Source organism: Kribbella sp. NPDC050459 (assembly GCF_040655315.1).
Taxonomy (GTDB): domain Bacteria; phylum Actinomycetota; class Actinomycetes; order Propionibacteriales; family Kribbellaceae; genus Kribbella.
On the sequence record NZ_JBFAJQ010000001.1, the window covers coordinates 1,160,717 to 1,177,795 of the forward strand.

The 17,079-nt window shown below is 69.4% G+C and carries 16 protein-coding genes and 1 tRNA gene; 12 read left to right on the forward strand and 5 right to left on the reverse strand.

The features are described 5' to 3' along the window. The first annotated feature begins 20 nt into the window (after nt 1-20). The 5 genes from AB0I12_RS05285 to AB0I12_RS05305 all read left to right on the forward strand — a co-directional run bounded on the left by AB0I12_RS05285 (nt 21) and on the right by AB0I12_RS05305 (nt 7,244). Nucleotides 21-929, forward strand: coding sequence for an AraC family transcriptional regulator (locus AB0I12_RS05285; RefSeq protein WP_359924816.1), 909 nt, complete (start codon nt 21-23; stop codon nt 927-929). Nucleotides 930-1,118: 189 nt separating this feature from the next. Beyond that, on the forward strand, nt 1,119-2,564 hold the full coding sequence (locus AB0I12_RS05290; RefSeq protein WP_359924818.1) for an alpha/beta hydrolase: 1,446 nt from the start codon (nt 1,119-1,121) through the stop codon (nt 2,562-2,564). Nucleotides 2,565-2,653: 89 nt separating this feature from the next. Continuing rightward, nucleotides 2,654-3,829: a histidine kinase gene (locus AB0I12_RS05295; protein WP_359924821.1), complete on the forward strand. Its 1,176-nt coding sequence runs from the start codon at nt 2,654-2,656 to the stop codon at nt 3,827-3,829. Next, on the forward strand, nt 3,826-4,482 hold the full coding sequence (locus AB0I12_RS05300; protein WP_359924824.1) for a response regulator transcription factor: 657 nt from the start codon (nt 3,826-3,828) through the stop codon (nt 4,480-4,482). Before AB0I12_RS05295 ends, AB0I12_RS05300 begins: the two co-directional genes overlap by 4 nt. A 992-nt stretch (nt 4,483-5,474) precedes the next feature. Continuing rightward, the gene (locus AB0I12_RS05305) at nt 5,475-7,244 is read left to right on the forward strand and encodes a recombinase family protein (RefSeq protein WP_359924826.1); all 1,770 of its coding nucleotides are present in this window, start codon (nt 5,475-5,477) and stop codon (nt 7,242-7,244) included. Here the strand turns inward: AB0I12_RS05305 and AB0I12_RS05310 are convergent. Further along, a tRNA-Leu gene (locus tag AB0I12_RS05310) sits at nt 7,226-7,311 on the reverse strand. The genes AB0I12_RS05305 and AB0I12_RS05310 overlap by 19 nt on opposite strands. A 153-nt stretch (nt 7,312-7,464) precedes the next feature. Between AB0I12_RS05310 and AB0I12_RS05315 the strand changes: the two genes are divergently transcribed. Together AB0I12_RS05315 and AB0I12_RS05320 are read left to right on the forward strand one after the other, a co-directional pair. Then, nucleotides 7,465-8,274 carry a maleylpyruvate isomerase family mycothiol-dependent enzyme gene (locus AB0I12_RS05315; RefSeq protein WP_359924828.1) on the forward strand — a complete coding sequence of 270 codons (810 nt, stop codon included), beginning with the start codon at nt 7,465-7,467 and terminating at the stop codon, nt 8,272-8,274. Between the two features lie 10 nt (nt 8,275-8,284). After that, nucleotides 8,285-8,773 carry a VOC family protein gene (locus AB0I12_RS05320; RefSeq protein ID WP_359924831.1) on the forward strand — a complete coding sequence of 163 codons (489 nt, stop codon included), beginning with the start codon at nt 8,285-8,287 and terminating at the stop codon, nt 8,771-8,773. A gap of 17 nt (nt 8,774-8,790) precedes the next feature. Here AB0I12_RS05320 and AB0I12_RS05325 read toward each other — a convergent pair whose 3' ends face one another. Next, nucleotides 8,791-9,036 carry a hypothetical protein gene (locus AB0I12_RS05325; RefSeq protein ID WP_359924834.1) on the reverse strand — a complete coding sequence of 82 codons (246 nt, stop codon included), beginning with the start codon at nt 9,034-9,036 and terminating at the stop codon, nt 8,791-8,793. A 76-nt stretch (nt 9,037-9,112) separates the two neighbouring features. Here AB0I12_RS05325 and AB0I12_RS05330 point away from each other — a divergent pair, with 76 nt between their 5' ends. The 4 genes from AB0I12_RS05330 to AB0I12_RS05345 are packed head-to-tail and all read left to right on the forward strand — an operon-like array spanning nt 9,113 to nt 12,096. Beyond that, complete coding sequence (locus AB0I12_RS05330; RefSeq protein ID WP_359924835.1) at nt 9,113-9,787, forward strand: hypothetical protein; 675 nt, start codon at nt 9,113-9,115, stop codon at nt 9,785-9,787. Between the two features lies 1 nt (nt 9,788). Further along, nucleotides 9,789-10,319, forward strand: coding sequence for a DUF6529 family protein (locus AB0I12_RS05335; RefSeq protein ID WP_359924838.1), 531 nt, complete (start codon nt 9,789-9,791; stop codon nt 10,317-10,319). Nucleotides 10,320-10,330: 11 nt separating this feature from the next. Next, nucleotides 10,331-10,732 (forward strand): Rieske (2Fe-2S) protein, encoded by a 402-nt coding sequence (locus tag AB0I12_RS05340; protein WP_359924840.1) that lies wholly within the window; start codon nt 10,331-10,333, stop codon nt 10,730-10,732. Nucleotides 10,733-10,770: 38 nt separating this feature from the next. Continuing rightward, the gene (locus tag AB0I12_RS05345; protein ID WP_359924843.1) at nt 10,771-12,096 is read left to right on the forward strand and encodes a M20/M25/M40 family metallo-hydrolase; all 1,326 of its coding nucleotides are present in this window, start codon (nt 10,771-10,773) and stop codon (nt 12,094-12,096) included. Nucleotides 12,097-12,100: 4 nt separating this feature from the next. On the opposite strand, the gene AB0I12_RS05350 is transcribed toward AB0I12_RS05345, so the two are convergent. From AB0I12_RS05350 to AB0I12_RS05360, 3 genes are read right to left on the reverse strand one after another with little or no spacing between them, the layout of a single operon-like run. Further along, on the reverse strand, nt 12,101-12,376 hold the full coding sequence (locus tag AB0I12_RS05350) for a DUF1876 domain-containing protein (protein WP_359924846.1): 276 nt from the start codon (nt 12,374-12,376) through the stop codon (nt 12,101-12,103). 5 nt (nt 12,377-12,381) lie between these two features. Further along, nucleotides 12,382-14,844 carry a glycosyl hydrolase gene (locus AB0I12_RS05355; protein ID WP_359924849.1) on the reverse strand — a complete coding sequence of 821 codons (2,463 nt, stop codon included), beginning with the start codon at nt 14,842-14,844 and terminating at the stop codon, nt 12,382-12,384. A 56-nt stretch (nt 14,845-14,900) separates the two neighbouring features. Continuing rightward, nucleotides 14,901-15,797, reverse strand: a complete 897-nt coding sequence (locus tag AB0I12_RS05360) for a LysR family transcriptional regulator (RefSeq protein WP_359924852.1) — start codon at nt 15,795-15,797, stop codon at nt 14,901-14,903. Between the two features lie 73 nt (nt 15,798-15,870). Here AB0I12_RS05360 and AB0I12_RS05365 point away from each other — a divergent pair, with 73 nt between their 5' ends. Beyond that, nucleotides 15,871-17,070: an MFS transporter gene (locus AB0I12_RS05365; protein ID WP_359924853.1), complete on the forward strand. Its 1,200-nt coding sequence runs from the start codon at nt 15,871-15,873 to the stop codon at nt 17,068-17,070. Nucleotides 17,071-17,079: the final 9 nt, after the last annotated feature.

Sequence of the window (17,079 nt, forward strand, 5' to 3'; positions counted from 1 at the left end):
TGCTCGGCTTTCGGGATCCAGTGGCTGACGCGATCGGTCTTCTCAGGCCCCGCACAGTGATCGGGCCCAACCTCCGAGCCGTGGGGGAGTGGGCATTGCGTTTCGACCCGTTCTTGCACGTGCGGATCGGCGGCCTCGTGCGCGGCACGTGCTGGCTGATCCTCGAAGGACACGAACCTGTGCTCCTGCAGGAAGGTGACACGTTCATGCTGGGCAACCCTCCGCCGTACGTGCTCGCCAGCACGCTCGACGCGAGCCCGCGTCCTGCGGCGACGATGTGGGCGGGTGCCGAAGACGGGTTCGTGCGGATCGGCCCGGAGTCCGAGGACGACCTGTACCTGTGTGTCGGGCACATCGCGTTCGACGACAGCAACGCGGCCCTCCTGACCGATCTCCTGCCGCCGCTCGTGCTCGTCCGCGAGTCCGACCCGCACGGCAGGCGGCTCGGGCAGCTGATCGATCTCCTGGCCACCGAGGTCGGGATCACCGCCGCCGGCGGCCCGCTGGTGCAGAACCACCTCGCACAAATCCTGCTCGTCCACATGCTGCGTGCCCACGCCGGGCAGACGGACCGGCCGACCGGCTGGCTGGGCGCCTTGAACGAGGACGGTATCGGTGCGGCGCTGCGCGCCGTGCACGCGGACATGGCCCACTCCTGGAGTCTCAAGGAGCTTGCCGAGATCAGCCGCATGTCGCGTTCGGCGTTCGCCCAGGCCTTCAAGAGCCACGTCGGCGTTCCGCCCTTGGAGTACCTGATCCAGTGGCGCATGAGCCTCGCGCGCGACGCTCTCGCCCGCGACACCTTGTCGATCTCCGAGATCGGACGGGCCACGGGCTACCTGTCCGAGAGCGCGTTCAGCACCGCGTTCCGCCGCGTGGTCGGCTCGTCGCCGGCACAGTTCCGGAGCCAGGCACGGAAAGTGGCCTAGTACTTTCGGCCGGGGTGCGAACCAGTCGCGCGCTTGATGTGGACGGACGGTGCTGATCGGCAGAGTGACTGCCGTCAGAAACGTGTGCCGGCTGGAGGGAAAGTCAGGATGCGAAAGGTCGTGACCATCGCCGTCGCGGTTGCCTTAGTGGCAACAGCGACGGTTTCGGGGGTTTCGCAGGCGAGGACGGTGACCGCTGCGGACACTGCCACGCCCAAGCAGGACATCGAGTGGGGCGAGTGCGACAAGGACGTCGGCGACGGACTGCCGTTGCCGGAGGGAATGCAGTGCGGGACGTTGAAGGTCCCGCTGGACTACCAGAAGCCCGAGGGCCGCACGATCGACATCGCGGTCTCGCGGCTCCCCAGCAAGAAGCCGGAGAAGCGCCGGGGCATCTTGCTGACCAACCCGGGCGGTCCGAGCCCGGGGCTCGGCTACCTGGCGCTCCTGGTGACAGCGAAGATGCCGCAGGCTGTGCTGGACAGCTACGACCTCATCGGCTTCGACCCGCGGGGGATGGGCCGGAGTACGCCGGTGAGGTGTGACCTGACCGAGGAACAGCAGTTCTTCGGCAACATCCCGCCGTACGCGCGGAACGCGGCCGACGTCGCGAAGCGGGCCGAGCAGTCCCAGCAGATCGCTGAGCAGTGCGCGGCCTCGGACACCGCCTGGATGCTGCCGTACGTCAGCGCCAAGAACACCGCGCGCGACCTGGACAGCATCCGGACCGCGCTAGGCGAGGAGAAGGCGTCGTTCCTCGGGGCGTCCTGGGGCACCTACCTCGGCGCCGTCTACGCCACGATGTTTCCGAAGCGTACCGACCGGGTGGTCCTGGACAGCAACCTGGGTCCGGCCGGCTGGGACTACGAGAGCCAGCGGCTGTGGTCGCAGGGCGTGGACGACCGCTTCCCCGACTTCGCGAAGTACGTCGCCGCCAACTATCGCGAGTACGGCCTCGGCCGGACCGCCGCACAGGTGAAGGCGAGGTACCTGCAGTTGGCCGCGCGCCTGGACAGGACGCCGGTCAAGGGCCCGGATGTCATGTGGGACGGGGCGCTGCTCCGGCTGATCACGTTCGGCTACTCGTACGCCGCGACGCAGCTGCCCACCCTCGCCGGGGTCGTCAAGGCGCTCGAGGCGAACCAGCCACCCCCGCCGCTGCCCGCCAGTGAGACCGCCAAGGCGATCGCGGCCGGTGCGGACAACCTCATTTCCGCGCGGTACTACATGATCTGCAACGACTCGGACTGGCCGACATCGCTGAAGTCGTACCAGCGGAACGTGGTTATCGACCGGATCCGGCATCCGCTGTTCGGTGCGGCCGGAGCGAACATCAATCCGTGCGCCTATTGGCCGAAGCCGAGCGAGGAGCCTGTGAAGGTCGGCGACGACGGCCCGTCGAACGTGCTGATGGTGCAGAACCTCCGCGACCCCGCGACGCCGCTGGCCGGCGCCAAGCAGCTGCGGCGGGCGTTCGGCGACCGGGCCAGGATGGTGACGGCCGATCAGGGCGGCCACGGCGCCTACCTGTTCAACAAGAACCAGTGCGCGAACACGGCCGCGACAGCCTTCCTCCTGACCGGCCGGCTGCCGGAGCGCGACTACCACTGTTCCGCGGATGCAACACCCCGATGATCGGTTCGTGAGGCGTGGGCCGCGATGATGGTCGTTCCGCAGGACGAGGAAGGGCGACGTACCCAGTGATCCGAAGTACCAACCGGACCTTGGGCCGCATCCTGGTCGTCCTCGAGGTGGTGGCCCTGGCAGGCTTCAACGGTGACGAAGCGGTACGCCGACTGGTCCTGCACGACCAGGTCACTCCGGGCGGTCTCGTGTTCTTCGGGTCCGGGGTGGTGATCAGCGCGCTGGTGCTGCTGCGGCGCCGGTATCCGGGAGCGATCGTGGAGCTCGTCGCGGCCGCGTTCGCGCTTTCGCTGATCTGCAGCGCGGTCGGCTTCTTCGCGAAGCCGGCCGCGCCGTTCGGAGGTGACGCCGAGACCCTCGCGCTGGCACTGCTGATCGGAGCCGGTTGCCATCGGCTGCGGCCGTTGCCGGCGGTCGCGGTCGCGATCGTCGGCGGACTGGCGATCGTGACCGCGCCGATGCTCCGCTACGGGACGGATTCGACCACGCTCACCCTTGCGGTGTTCTGGACCATCGTCTGGGGTTGCAGCGTCGCGATCGGGCTGATGCTGCGGGACGCCGACGCGCGGCGCGAGGTCGCGCTGGCGGCGGCGCGGAACCGGGAGCGGCTCGCGCTCGCGAGGGAGCTGCACGACCTGGTCGCACACCACATCACGGGGGTGGTGGTCCGGACCCAGGCAGCCCAGGTGGTACTTGCCGAGGGCCCCGAACAGGAGTTGCTGCGTGAGATCGAGGGCGCCGGCGCCGAGGCACTGGCCGCCGTACGGCGCCTGGTGACGATGCTTCGGAGCCCAGAGCCGGCCATGCCACTCACCTCCGGTGATCTGGTCGCGGCTGTGGAGTCGGCCGTTGAAGGTCACGCGAACGTGGACCTGCGGCTGGCGCCGAGCCTGGAGGACCTCACAGTCGCGCCGGAGACGGTGTCGACCGTGCACCGCGTCGTCCTGGAGTCGTTGACGAACGTCCGCAAGCACGCGCCCGACGCGAGAACGGTCACGGTCGCGGTGGAGCCCACGATCGGGCAGGGCAAGCCCCTGCTCCGCGTCGAGGTCAGGAACGACGGTCTTCGGCCAGGACGTGCCCGGCGCGCCGCCGGCGGTTACGGACTGATCGGCATGGAGGAACGGATCGGTGCGCTGGACGGCAGGCTGACAGCGGGTGCAGACGACGACGGCGAGCGCGGGTGGCGCGTCCTCGCCGAACTCCCGCTACCTGGTGGGGTGGCGGCGGGACCGGAGAAGGGAACGGCATCGTGACGTCGCGGACTTTGCGGATCTTGCTCGCGGACGACCAGGCACTGGTGCGTACCGGCTTCCGGCTCATCCTGGAGCGCGAGGCCGACATGGAGGTTGTCGGCGAGGCTGAGGACGGCAAGCAGGCGGTCGCGCTGGCTCGGGAACTGCGGCCTGACGTCACGCTGATGGACATCCGGATGCCGCAGCTGGACGGCCTCAGCGCGACCCGATTGCTCGCCGGACCGGAGGTGGCCGACCCGCTGCGCGTGCTGGTGGTCACGACCTTCGATCTCGACGAACTCGTGCACGAGGCCCTGCAGGCCGGCGCCTGTGGCTTCCTGCTGAAGGACGCCGGTCCCCGGCTGCTGGTCGAAGCCGTGCATGCCGCTGCGAACGGGGATTCCCTGGTGTCGCCGTCGATCACGGCCCGGCTCCTGCAGCACTTCAGCTCGCCGAGCGGCACGACACGCCGAGCCGCACCACCGCTGACCGAACGCGAGCTCCAAGTGACGCGGACGGTCGCCCGCGGCCGGACGAACGCCGAGATCACCGACGAACTTCTGATCTCGCTGTCGACGGTGAAGTCACACCTGGCCTCGATCCAGCGCAAGATCCAGGCCCGCAACCGAACCGAGATCGCCGTCTGGGCCTGGGAATCAGGCATCGTCCGCTGAGGCGAGTGACCAGCCGTCCTCGGAAATGGGCGCGGCGGCCGGCCAGGGGATTGCGGCGAGCAGTTCGTGCGGCCGGTCCAGGGGGACGATGTGACCGCAGTCGGGGATGAGGTGTGCGGTGAGGTCGTCGACGATCGGGCGGAGTTGCTGCTCGAGAGCGCGGCCTACTGGTGCGGCGCCGATGGCGGTTGTGGGTACGGCGAGGCGCCGGGTGCCGGACCGCGTCGCGGAGCTGCTCGGCGGTCCGGGGGAGCGCGCGGTAGAAGCCGAGCGCGGACCGCAGCGCGCCGGGTCTCGAGTAGGCCGCGGCGATCGCGGCCCGGATGTCCGGGCGTACGCCGCTGTTGCGCGTGCCCTGGTCGTAGAACCAGTCGACGTACTCGGCCTCATGTCCGGCCAGGACGGTCTCGGCGAGGCTGGGGACGGCGTGGAAGCCGAACCACCACGGCGGTCCGGCCGCGAAGAAGTCCTCGGCACCGGGGAGCCGGCCGAGGGTCGACTCGATCAGGACGAGCCGGTCCACGAGCTCGGGCCGATTCAGGCCGAGCAGGAACGCGGCGGGGACGGCGGCGTCGATCGCGACGACCGTGGCAGTGGTTCCGTCGAGCAGTCCTTCGATGTCGAGTCCTTCTTGCTGTGGGCCGGGTTGCCACCACCGAGATCATCGACATCTTGGTGGGACCGGCCTGATTCATCGTGGTCGTCCAGTTGGAAGGTCGATGTCGGTGACCGTCCAGAGCGGCGGGACTGCGCGAGGACTCGCAGCATTGCGCAACAGTTGTCACTTGCAGGGTTCTTCGCTGTTGCCGGCGTTGAGTGGTCACGGTGGATGGTCAGGAGGAGCCGCGAGATGCGTCGATCAACGTGGGTATGCCTGATCGGATGCCGGTGCTTTATCCACAGGCCGCTCGTGTGCTTCGGCGGATGATCGTTCGGCTGGCACGATCGCGGCGAGAGTCGAGTGACGGGTCCCGAGCGGAGGAGGATGCATCGTGAGTGGGGCTGATGAGTGGGCGACCTTGGATGACCTGCTCGGGATGGAGGCGTTGGCGGATCAGCCTGCGGGTGGAGGCGGGATCGGGCGGTTGGCGTTCTATGGCCGGTGTTCGACGGAGGACAATCAGGATCCGGCGACGTCGAAGGCCTGGCAACTTGGGGAGGCGGAGCGGTTTGTGGGACCGCTTGGGGGTGAGGTTGTCGAGGAGTTCTTCGACATCGGTCAGTCGCGGTCGTTGCCTTGGGAGCGGCGGGAGCAGGCGAGCGAGGTTTTGCGGGCCTTGAAGGATCCGGGGCGCGGCTGGGATGGGTTGGTGGTGGGGGAGGCGACTCGGTGCTGGTTCAGCAACCAGTTCAGTCTGGCTTGGCCGAAATTCGATCGGTATGGCGTGTCCCTGTGGATACCGAGTCTGGGTGGGCGGTTCGATCCGGAGAACACGGTGCACGACATGGCGATGACGATCACGGGTGGGTTGTCGAAGTCGGAGCGGCAGCATGTGCAGCGGCGGGTTCGGGCCGCGATGGCTGCGCAAGTGCTGATCGACGGGCGGTACCAAGGTGGGCGTGCGCCGTATGGGTATGTGGTCGCGGACGGCGGACCGCATCCACATCCGCGGAAAGCTCAGGAGGGTCTCCGGCTGAAGGTGCTGGTAGTCGATGAGTTCGCCGCGGCCGTAGTTCGGCGGGTATTCGAGCTCTACTTGGAGGGATGGGGCAAGAAGGCGATCGCGGAGTGCCTGAACCGCGAGGGTGTGCCGTGTCCGTCGGCGCACTCGCCGAGGCAGAACCGTCATCGGAAGATGGACGGTTGGCAGCATTCGACGATCGTGGCGATCCTGGACAACCCGCGGTACACCGGCTACGCGGTCTACGGCCGGTGGCAGAAGGTCGAGGAGCTGCTCGATCCTGAGGATGTCGCGGCTGGATATGTCGTGAAGTTTCGTCGGTCGCCGCAGGCGAAGATCGTTCGCTCGCGACAGCCTGCTCATCCGGCGATCGTCTCGGTCGAGATGTTTACCGCCGTGCAGCTCGCGCAACGTAGGCGAAAGTCGGGCGGTAAGGCGAGTTGGTCTGGGGTCGACCGGCGGCGTGTGTCGAAGAAGCGTCAGTACATGTTCCGCGGGCGCATCAAGTGCGGGCTGTGCGCCAGGAGGATGGAGGGGGCGGCTCGTCGGCAGGACACGATCTACTACCGGTGTAACGCTCGCACGTTGGTGCCAGGGTCAGCGATGGCAATCGCGCATCCTCCGCAGATCTACCTTCGAGAGGATGCGCTTACTCCGCGCATCAATCGATGGATCGGCAGCTTGTTCGACCCGGTCCATCGGAGCGCGACGATCTCCACACTTCTGGAGGCCGACGACTCGGCTGACCTGGCGCGCGAGCAAACGGAACGATTGCGGGATCGGGTCGCGGCGGCTGAGACCGTTATGGAGAAGTTGCATAAGGCGTTGGATGCCGGCTGGGATCCCGTCGAGTTGCGTGAGCAGTACAACTCGGCGGTCGCGGAGAAGCGAGCGGCCGAAGCCGCGCTTGCCGCCGCGCCCGAAGCGAGAGGGCTGAGCCGTGGGGACATCGAGGCGTATGTCGATCAGCTTGGAGACATCGCGACCGCCTTGGACAGAGCTGATCCCGATGAGCTGAGTGAGCTCTACGCATCATTCCGGCTGACGCTGACGTATCACCACGTCGAACAGAGTGTCGATGTGGAGGTCGACCCCTTGGGGGACCGTGTGGATAAGTTGCGTGTCCGAGGGGGGACTTGAACCCCCACGCCCTAAAACGGGCACTAGCACCTCAAGCTAGCGCGTCTGCCTATTCCGCCACCCGGACGAGTGATCGTACCGCCTGGGCGGTGCCGACCGGAGAACAGTAGCAAACTCCAGGGGTGGAATTCACATCGGGGCTCCGGGGTGGTGACGGTGGCGTGTCGGGGGCGTAGTTTGAAATTCAAACAGTGGCCTCTGGGGTGGAGGTGAGGACGCCGTGGACGAGTGGAACGGCATGGCGTACGCGGGTAAGGAGACGATGCTCCGGGTGGTGCGGCAGGAGGCGGAGCTGTTCTTCGGGATGGCCGAGCGGGACGGGGTCTGGGAGGCGCCGACCGGGGCCGGGCACTGGGAAGTGCGGGACGTGGTGGCGCATCTCGCGGACACGACCGAGTCGTACTTCGTGGCGTTCGACGCGGCCCGGTCGCACGCCGAGGTGCCTGCGGCGTACGGGCTGCCGGGGATGGCCGAGCGGGTGGACAAGCAGGCGCTCGCGCTGCGCAGTGTGCCACAGGACGAGTTGGTGGAGCGGTTGCGGACCGACTTCGACAAGATGATGGGGATGTTCGACGCGCTCGGGCCGGACGACTGGGGCGGGTTCACGGTGCAGCACTTCTACATGGGTCCGCTGCCGGCGTTCTTCTACCCGGCGTTCCAGTTGATGGACTACGGCGTCCACTCCTGGGACATCCGGCAGGGCACCGGCCGCGCGCACGGGCTGTCCGGCGAGGCCGCCGACCTGCTGGTCCCGTTCATGTTCGTGCTGTGGAAGTACACCACCGGGGCGAAGGATCCGTGCGAGCTCGGCATCCGGATCACCAGCGGCCCGAACGCGGGCGACACGCGCGTGACGGTCGGCCCGGACGGTATGGACTACGCGGCCGGCGACATCGATGATCTGCCGGCGGTGATCGAGTTCGATCCGGGCAGTTTCGTCCTGACCGCGTTCGGTCGCAGCAACGCCGGTACGATCCGGGGCGACCGGGCCGTCGCCGATCGGTACCTGAACTTGTTCTTCCGGATCTGAGGGGGAGTGGATGACCGAGATCGACCTGTCCACGATCGAGGCCGAGCGGGACCGGATCAGGTCGGCGTACCTGAAGCCCGGTGGGACGTCGACGGCGCGCGGCCTGCATCACACGGCACTGCTGAGTGCGGACGTCGAGCGGACGGTGCGGTTCTACCAGGACGTGCTCGGGTTCCCGCTGACCGAGATGGTCGGCAACCGGGACTACGAGGGGTCGACGCACTTCTTCTTCGACATCGGCAACGGGAACCTGCTGGCGTTCTTCGACTTCCCCGGGCTGGACCTCGGGCCGTACGCCGAGGTGCTCGGCGGACTGCACCACCTGGCGATCTCGGTCGAGCCGGCGCTGTGGGAGCGGCTGAAGCAGAACCTGGACGAGGCGGGCGTGGAGTACCTGGAGGAGAGCGGTACGTCGATCTACTTCCGCGACCCCGACGGCGCCCGGATCGAGCTGATCTCGGACCCGCTCGGCGAGATGTACGGACTCAAGGTCCTCTGAGCCCTGGCCGGGGCGCCTCAGCCGGCGGTGCGGGAACCGTCGGGGGAGGGCTCGCCGGCCGGGTGCTCGACCAGGGCGATCACGCGGGCGGACAGGAAGCGGGCGGTGCGGATCGGCGTGCCGGAGCGGGTCACCTCGACGACCTCGGTGACGCTGCGATTCGTGGTGACCTCGACGCGGCGGCCGGCCTTGGTGGCCGTGATCTCGTACGACGAGACGCCGTTGCCCGTGTCGACGACGATCTCGACCCGATCGCCCTTCATGGATCCAACGTACTCGTCCCAGCCGTTGACCGGGCCGCCGCGCCGGCGGGATCCTCGTGTCGGGGTTGGGGGTGAGATGGGGCAGCGAAGTCCACTGGTGACACTGGCGGCGACCGCCGCGGGGCTGGTCGTCCTGCTCGTCGTGAACAGCACCCAGACGAGCACCCCGACGAGCGCTCAAACCGGCACCCAAACCATCAGCCCGACGAGCACGAGCCCACCGCAGACGACCGCCCCGCCGACCACACAAGCACCGGCAACCACCAAAGCACCGGCAACCACGAAACCACCCGCCGCACGCACAGTCGTGTACGCCGGACGCACCCCGACCCGCGAAGCCGTAGCCCTAGCCGTCAAAGGCACCCACGCCGTCAGCTACGTCTGCGACGGCCGCACCCTGGAAGCCTGGCTGACCGGAACCGTCGCGAACGACCGAGCCGTCCTCCGGTCGCGCACCGGCGACCACCTGACCGCCACCCTGAGCCCAACAGCCGCGACCGGAACGTTCACGCTGAACGGCCGCACGCTGCGCTTCACGATCCCCACGGCCGGTCCGCCGGCGGGCCTGTACCGAGCCCGCAACAGCACAAGAACGATCGGCTGGATCGTCCTCCCCAACGGCCAGCAGGTCGGCGTCGACGACGACGGTACGCCGGCAGCCGCCCCGCCACTCGACCCGGCCAACCGCACAGCGACGGTCGACGGCGTGTCCGTCACAGCCCTGACGATCACCGGCGACGAGACGTTCTGAGATGACCACGACCACAGGCCCCAAGGCGAGCACAGTCGTCGTACCGTTCGCGGCCGGCGCCGCGGTGGCCGTCGCGCTGGGCGTCTACGGCCGCCTGCACGACCCGACCGGTGTCGCGATCGACATCGCCGGCTTCTCGAGCTTCCGGTCGGTGAAGACCTGGCTGGCAACAGTCGCCGCGGTGCTGGGCCTCGTCCAGATCCTGTCGGCGATCGCCCTGTACCGCGGCCGACCCGGCCTCGCACCGCTGCACCGCTGGTCCGGCCGGGCCGCCGTCGCCTTCACCCTGCCGGTCGTCGCCCATTGCCTTTACGCGTTGGGCTTCCAGTACGGCGCGCCACGGGTACTGATCCACTCGCTGCTCGGCTGCTTCTTCTACGGCGCCTTCGTCGTGAAGATGCTGTCGCTCACCCGCAACGACGCACCGCGCTGGCTGCTGCCCGTCGCCGGTGGCGCGGTCTTCACGGGACTCGTCGGCCTGTGGCTGACGTCCTCGCTGTGGTTCTTCACCACGTTCGGCATCATCCGCTGAAGGGAGCAGATGTGGACGCACCAAGCCGCCGTACGATCCTGGCCGGAGCCGCCGCCGGGCTCGCGGGCCTCACCGGGTGCCAGAAGTACGGCGAACCCACGGCGACCCCGGCGCCCGCGCCGGCCAATACCGTCCTCGGCAAGATCGCCGACATCCCGGTCGGCGGCGGCAAGATCTTCGCGCCGAACCAGGTCGTGGTGACGCAGCCGGTCAAGGGCACGTTCAAGGCGTTCAGCTCGATCTGCACCCATCAGAGCTGTCCCGTCGCGAGCGTCTCCGGCGGCACCATCAACTGCGACTGCCACGGCAGCAAGTACGCCGTCGCGACCGGGGCCGTCGTCGCCGGGCCGGCGCCCCGCCCGCTGCCCCCGAAACAGATCACGATCACCGGCGACACCATCACTCTGACCTGACTCTGCTCACGAACCAGCCGTGGGGGAGGATGGGCCCCATGACGACCTCCAGTGACCGTACGTCGTACGCCGCCGACGCCGAGGTGGTGGAGCTCTGCAGCGAGCTGATCCGGATCGACACCACGAACTACGGCAACGGCAAGAGCAACGGCGAGCGCGTGGCGGCGGAGTACGTCGCGGCCAAGCTGGACGAGGTCGGGATCGAGTCGACGATCTACGAGTCGGAGCCGGGCCGCGCGACGCTGGTCGCGCACTGGGACGGCGAGGACCAGAGTGCGGACCCGCTGCTCGTGCACGGGCACCTCGACGTCGTGCCGGCGGACCCGAAGGACTGGAAGGTCGACCCGTTCGCCGGGGAGATCTTCGACGGGTGCGTGTGGGGCCGCGGCGCGGTCGACATGAAGGACTTCGACGCGATGGTGCTCTCCGTCGTGCGGGCGCGGCAGCGGGCCGGCGTGAAGCCGCGGCGGCCGGTCCGGCTGGTGTTCACGGCCGACGAAGAGGCCGGCGGGGTGTACGGCGCCCAGTGGCTGATCAACAACCACCCGGACACGGTCGCGGACTGCACCGAGGGCATCGGCGAGGTGGGCGGCTTCTCGATCACGGTCAAGGACGACCTGCGGCTGTACCTGATCGAGACCGCCGAGAAGGGCATGAACTGGATGCGGCTCAAGGCCCGCGGCACGGCCGGCCACGGGTCGATGGTGAACACCGACAACGCGGTCACCAACCTGGTCGAGGCGGTCACCCGGATCGGCTCCCACGAGTGGCCGCTGCGCGTGACGCCGACCGTCCGCGAGTTCCTGAAGACGCTGGAGGATGTGCTCCAGGTCGAGCTCGACCCGGACGACATGACCGCGACGCTGGCCAAGCTGGGCAGCTTCAGCCGGATGTTCGGCGCCACGATCCGCAACACCGCGAACCCGACGATGCTGAACGCCGGCTACAAGGTGAACGTGATCCCGGGCGACGCCGAGGCGCACATCGACGGGCGGTTCCTGCCCGGGTACGAGGACGAGTTCTACGCCACCATCGACGAGCTGCTCGGCGACAAGGTGCAGCGCGAGACCGTCGTCACCGACATCGCGCTGGAGACCGAGTTCAGCGGCGGTCTGGTCGAGGCGATGAAGGCGTGCATCCAGGCCGAGGACGCGCAGAGCCGGTTCGCGCCGCTGCTGATGTCGGGCGGCACCGACGCCAAGTCGTGGAGCCGGCTGGGCGTGCGCTGCTTCGGGTTCGTGCCGCTGCAGCTGCCGCCGGACCTGGACTTCATGGGCATGTTCCACGGCATCGACGAGCGGGTGCCGACGTCCGCGCTGGAGTTCGGCTCGCGGGTCCTCGACCGCTTCCTCGATCAGGCCTGAGGCATCACCCCTGCAGGTGACTCGGCCGGTGGGTCACCTGCTCGATGTTCTCGGCTGCCGCCAGCACGAGCTGGTGCGAGAGTTCGGACAGCGCCCGCGCCGCCGCCAGTTGGTCGCCGATCCGCGGCACCTCCCGGTCGTGCGGGTGCCGGTACGCCGTTCCGCGTGCCGAGAACTGCTCCTCCTGATGGGTGTGCAGCCGCGCCTCGGCCCGCGTCACCCGTTCGTCGCCCTGCTCGTCGATCTCGATGTCCACGACCCAGTTCCGCACCGTTGACATCTCACTCACCTTCGTTCGCTCTGGTCCTCCTTCGAGCGTCGTACGACCACCGGCCGGTTGAGAAGACCTGAGTCCAAGAAGTCCGCTGCGTGCTCGATGTGTTGCAGATCGAAGCGGCGGCCGAACTCGGCTGTCACGTCGGCGGCCGCCTGCAGAAGGTGGCGGTCCGCCGAGAGTGCGTTGGCTGCCGTGTTGTGTACGTCGATGCGCAGGTCGTTCGTGCCGGGGCGCACGGCGTCGGTGAGGTCGACCTCGTACGGCGGGGCCCAGAGCGAACCGCAGTGGACGTCGTTGAGCCAGATGTCGGCGGCGACGCCGATGGGCGGGGTGACGAGGGCGCGATAGGAGTTGGCCGGGAGGTAGGGCTCGCTGCCCGGTGCGACCGGCTCGCCCGGGCCGAAGTCGAGGAGGAGGTGGTCGGTGGTGTCCGGGAGTTCGAGCTCGGTGCGATAGGTGGCCGAGCCTGAGTACGTCGCCAACGCCGGGTCGTCCTCCCACCGGTGCGGGAGCGAAACCGGACGTCTTTCACCATCGAAGGCCACCGACCAGTCGCCCTGCACTGCGCCGTCGAGGCGCTCACGCTGCTCCGGTACGTCGTCCTCGAGCCCGGCCGGCGTCAGGACAGCCGCCTCGTACGGAGCGAGGGTCGTCGTGCGGGTGACGGTCACCTTGCCGGAGAGCGGGCTCCAGCGTTCCATCGGGTGCGGGAAGGTGAGGGTGCGGGGCTGAGTGCCGGTGTTGGCGACGAAGTAGAGGTCGCCGTCGGCCAGGCGGCGGTGGACGATGCCGATGTCCTGCTGCGGCTGGATCGGGGGCGGGGGAAGGTGACCGGCGAGCGTGCTGATGTCGGTGACGACCTGTCCGCCGGACGCCTCGACGGCGGCGAGCCACCGGCTGGTCTCCGGTGGGGTCGTGGTTCCTTCGGGTACGACGACAAGCGGCGCGTCGGACGGATCCAGCACGGCCAGCGCGTCGTCGTCGATCAGGTCGAAGTCGAGCCCGGCCTCGCGGATGATCCGGGGAACGCTCTCGGGGATCAGCTGCCGCACGACGCGGTACAGGTTGAGCGGCTCGGCGTGCCCGGCGCGTGCGGCGTACGCGTCGTACGTCGGGACGTAGATCTTCACCGGCCGGACCGGTACGCCCTGCTGGAGCACCCAGGAGAGGCGGTGCAGGGAACCGAACAAGGCAGTTGCCGTCGGCCACCAAGGGTTCCGGTCGTCGAGTGCGCCCGCGGCGTAGAAGATCCAGCCGAGCCCCGGTCCGCCGGACGGCGAGTACGGCCATCCGTGGCCGATCAGCTGGTTGACGCCGGAGAGGAAATGCTCGTGGGCCTCGCCCTGCAGATCCAGCGGCGTGGCGCGGAACGACGGCGAGTGGACCCACGTCCAGACCTCGGCGGACACCACCGGCCGGCCGTGGATGTTCGCGGCCGACGACGCCCAGCGGGTCTCCGGAAGGCGGGTCCAGCCCCAGCCTTCGCCCTCGAACAGGTCCGCGTGGCGATAGCTGCTCATCGTCGCCGGCGGTTCGCCGTAGCTCTGGATCCGGAACGGTACGCCGTGCCCGGCCGCCCAGCGCTGGAAGACCTTCAGGAAGTTGTCCTCGTACAGCTCCGACAGGGTCCGCCCGAAGTCGATCCGTAGCTGCCGCGCGCCGTCGGTGCCGACGAGCAGTTCGTACAGCCGCGGCCGCAGGTCGTACCCGCGCCGCTTCGCGAACTCGTCGAGCATCGCCGGCGTCCAGTCGCCGCCGTACACCTCGAGGCTGTCGCAGAACACGGACCCGAGCAGCTCCGGCGTCGCGGCCTGCACCAGCGGCTCCGCCACCCGCCGGATGTGCTCCTCGGCCGCGGCCGCCGAGTAGTGGTCGAGCGTCAGCCCTTCGGCGCCCGCTGCGGCCCGCTTCACGTTCTGGCCGGTCACACGGGATGTCGCGATCAGCACCTCGCGCGGCTGACCGCCTGCCGGTACGCGGATGATCCCGTCCCGCACCGGAACCTCGACGTACGACGACGGCGCGCCCGCCGGCCCGTCACCGACGTACGCGGCCACGAACTCGTCACCGGGCCAGGCATCCACGATCGGTACGTCGTACGCCGCGGCGCCGATCTCGCGGCGGTCCCAGTGCAGGTGCCGCGCAGCCAACGAGGGGCCGATGTGCGGGCCCCCGTACGACCATCCGCTCCCGAGCGTCACGTCGAACCGCAGGCCGAGGCGGCGTGCCGTCCGGGCCGCGTGCCCGACGAGCTCGAGGAACTCCGGCGATCCGAACGGCGCGGTCACCGGCCCCATCGGGTAGACGAACGCGACCTCGGCGCCGCCGAGCCCCGCCGCGGCCATGGCTTCCAGCTCGCGGTCGATCTCGTCTCGCTCGACGGACGGACCGAACCACCACCAGCGCATCATCGGCCGCGCCTCGGGCGGCGGGTTCCGGAACTGTCGTCGGACGTCGTCGACGGTCGCCATGCTCTTCACCCCACCGCCGCGGGCGGCGCGCGGTCAACGCCGCTGACCAGTACCGGTCAGATCGTCCTGCGCAGTGATGACACCCGGGCGTTCACGACAGGTTCAGCGTGGCGCGGAGCTGGGGGAGGGTGCTTCATCAGAGGTTGCGGAGGCGAGGGAGTGGTGACGACCGAGAGGGTGAGGCGGTAATGGAACGGCGCGGGGGTGAGGTGCTCGCCGGCGCGGAGTTCGGTGGCGAGGGCGCTGCGGGGGACCAGGGCCAGGTGGGAGCTGCGACGGGCCATGGCGACCGTGGTGCTGAGGGTGACGCCGCGGCGCGGGATCGCGCCCAGCGCCGCAAGCCGGGAGTGGATGTCCTCGGCGCCCCGGTCGTACGTCGAGAACGCGATCTGGCGGTCCTTCAACGGTCGGCGGCCCCGGCCGGGTGGGCGGGCGCCGGGCGGGACGAACAGGACGAGTTCGTCGCGGCCGACGCGGCGGGACACAGTGCCGCGCGGCAGCGTCATCTGGTCGGCGATGGCGATGAACGCGGCGTCCATGGTGCCCTCGGCGACGCGCTCGACCAGGAAGTGACCGTGGTCGACCTGCTGCTGGATCTCCAGGTCGGGGAGGTCGGCGTCGAGGACCGGGAACAGGATCGGCGCGAGGCTGGCGAAGGTGCCGATCACGAGCCGCTCGGTGACCGCGGCCGCGCGGGTGGCGTCGTACACCTCCTCGAGGTGGCCGAGGATGTGGTCGGCGCGGCGGCTGAGCTCGGCCCCGGCCCGCGTGGGGCGGGCGCCGCGGGTGTCGCGCTCGAAGAGCTTGGTGCCGCAGAGCCGTTCGAGCCGGGCGAGCCGCTGGGAGGCGGACGGCTGCGAGATGCGCAGCTCGCGTGCGGCGGTCCCCACGGCGCCGGTGCGGGTGACGGCCTGGACCAGCCGGAGGTCCTCAACCGAAGGTAATGAGGCCATAGGCTGAGCCTATGGCAAGCGGGCAAGATCCGCCGGCTACCTGGGTGCCGCCGGAACGCCAAGAATGCAAGGCGTGAAGGCGCGATCCGAGGCATTGGTCCTGCTGGCCGGAAGTGGTACTGCGGACTTCGCGTTCCGGATTGCCCAGGTCGCGCTGCCGTTGGTGATCCTGCGTGAGACCGGGTCCGTCGCGGCGACCGGACTGGTCGCGGGCGCGGCCGGCGTACCGGTGGTGCTGTCGCCGTGGTGGGCAAGGAGGGCGCGGCAGTGGGTCGATTCCGGCCCGCGGCTCGCGGTCGTGGCGCTTGTGTCCGCGATTGCGCTGGCATCGGTTCCCGCGGCCGCCGGATTGGGCATCTTGTCGCCGGAGTGGCTGATCCTGAGCGGGCTGCTGCTCGGGTGCGGCGACGCTTTGTCGAACCCGGGCCGCTCGGCGCTGCTCGCCGACACCGGTGACCGGTGGGGCGATGGCCGGGCGGTCCAGTTGCTGACCTGGCAGGACGGGCTACGGCGGTTCGGGATGCTGATCGGCCCGACCGTCGGAGCGCTCGCGATCTCCACCGGCTTGACGAACGGATTGCTGTGGATCGAAGCCGCAAGCGTCGCAGGCGCCGGACTCCTGGCGTGCGCCGTCCGGTCCGAGCGGGCTCCAGCAGGTCTGGTGACGCCGTCGATCCGCGGCAGTCTGCGCGGGCGCACCGAGGTCGCCTACGGATGGGTCGTCCGCGGCACGGGATGCGTCACGTGGTTCGCGTTCACGCTCGGGCTGTCGGTCGTCGGTGAGGAACGCGGGCAGCCCGGCGTCTACCTGGCCGCGGGCATGACCGGGTACGGCGTGGGGTCGCTCGTCGGCACCGCGGTGTCGCTGGCGGTGGTCCGGCGTACCAGGCCGACGGCGACCGCGTCGCTGGCCTGGGCCTGGAGCGGGCTGTGCTGGGTCGGGATGGGCGTGTGGACGACGCCGCCGGTGGTCGCCGTGATGGGCGCGTTGTCGGGGGTGACCGTGGTGATCGGAATCGCCGCGATCTCCGTCCTCATCACGCGCACGTCCGTCGGTGCCGAGCGGCGCGCGTTGCTGTCCGGGCAGAGCGTCGTCGTGAGCGCCGGCAGCGCGGCCGGGATGCTCGCCGGCGGGCCGATCATCGGCGCGGTCGGTGCCGAGCTCGCGCTGATCGGGTCCGGGCTCGTCACCGCGGCCGTCGCCCTGCTGGTCCTGGTTCGGTGCCAGACTGCGACGCCTGCCCGAGATCACCACGCCGGCCGAGCGGCCTGAGTACCTGGA

Excerpts from the sequence above, each read along its gene's own strand:
- AB0I12_RS05320 (WP_359924831.1), top strand. The coding sequence starts at position 8,285 with ATGACCGAGATCGACCTGTCCACGATCGAGGCCGAGCGGGACCGGATC.
- AB0I12_RS05325 (WP_359924834.1), bottom strand. The coding sequence starts at position 9,036 with ATGAAGGGCGATCGGGTCGAGATCGTCGTCGACACGGGCAACGGCGTC.
- AB0I12_RS05330 (WP_359924835.1), top strand. The coding sequence starts at position 9,113 with ATGGGGCAGCGAAGTCCACTGGTGACACTGGCGGCGACCGCCGCGGGG.
- AB0I12_RS05335 (WP_359924838.1), top strand. The coding sequence starts at position 9,789 with ATGACCACGACCACAGGCCCCAAGGCGAGCACAGTCGTCGTACCGTTC.
- AB0I12_RS05345 (WP_359924843.1), top strand. The coding sequence starts at position 10,771 with ATGACGACCTCCAGTGACCGTACGTCGTACGCCGCCGACGCCGAGGTG.
- AB0I12_RS05350 (WP_359924846.1), bottom strand. The coding sequence starts at position 12,376 with ATGTCAACGGTGCGGAACTGGGTCGTGGACATCGAGATCGACGAGCAG.
- AB0I12_RS05355 (WP_359924849.1), bottom strand. The coding sequence starts at position 14,844 with ATGGCGACCGTCGACGACGTCCGACGACAGTTCCGGAACCCGCCGCCC.
- AB0I12_RS05360 (WP_359924852.1), bottom strand. The coding sequence starts at position 15,797 with ATGGCCTCATTACCTTCGGTTGAGGACCTCCGGCTGGTCCAGGCCGTC.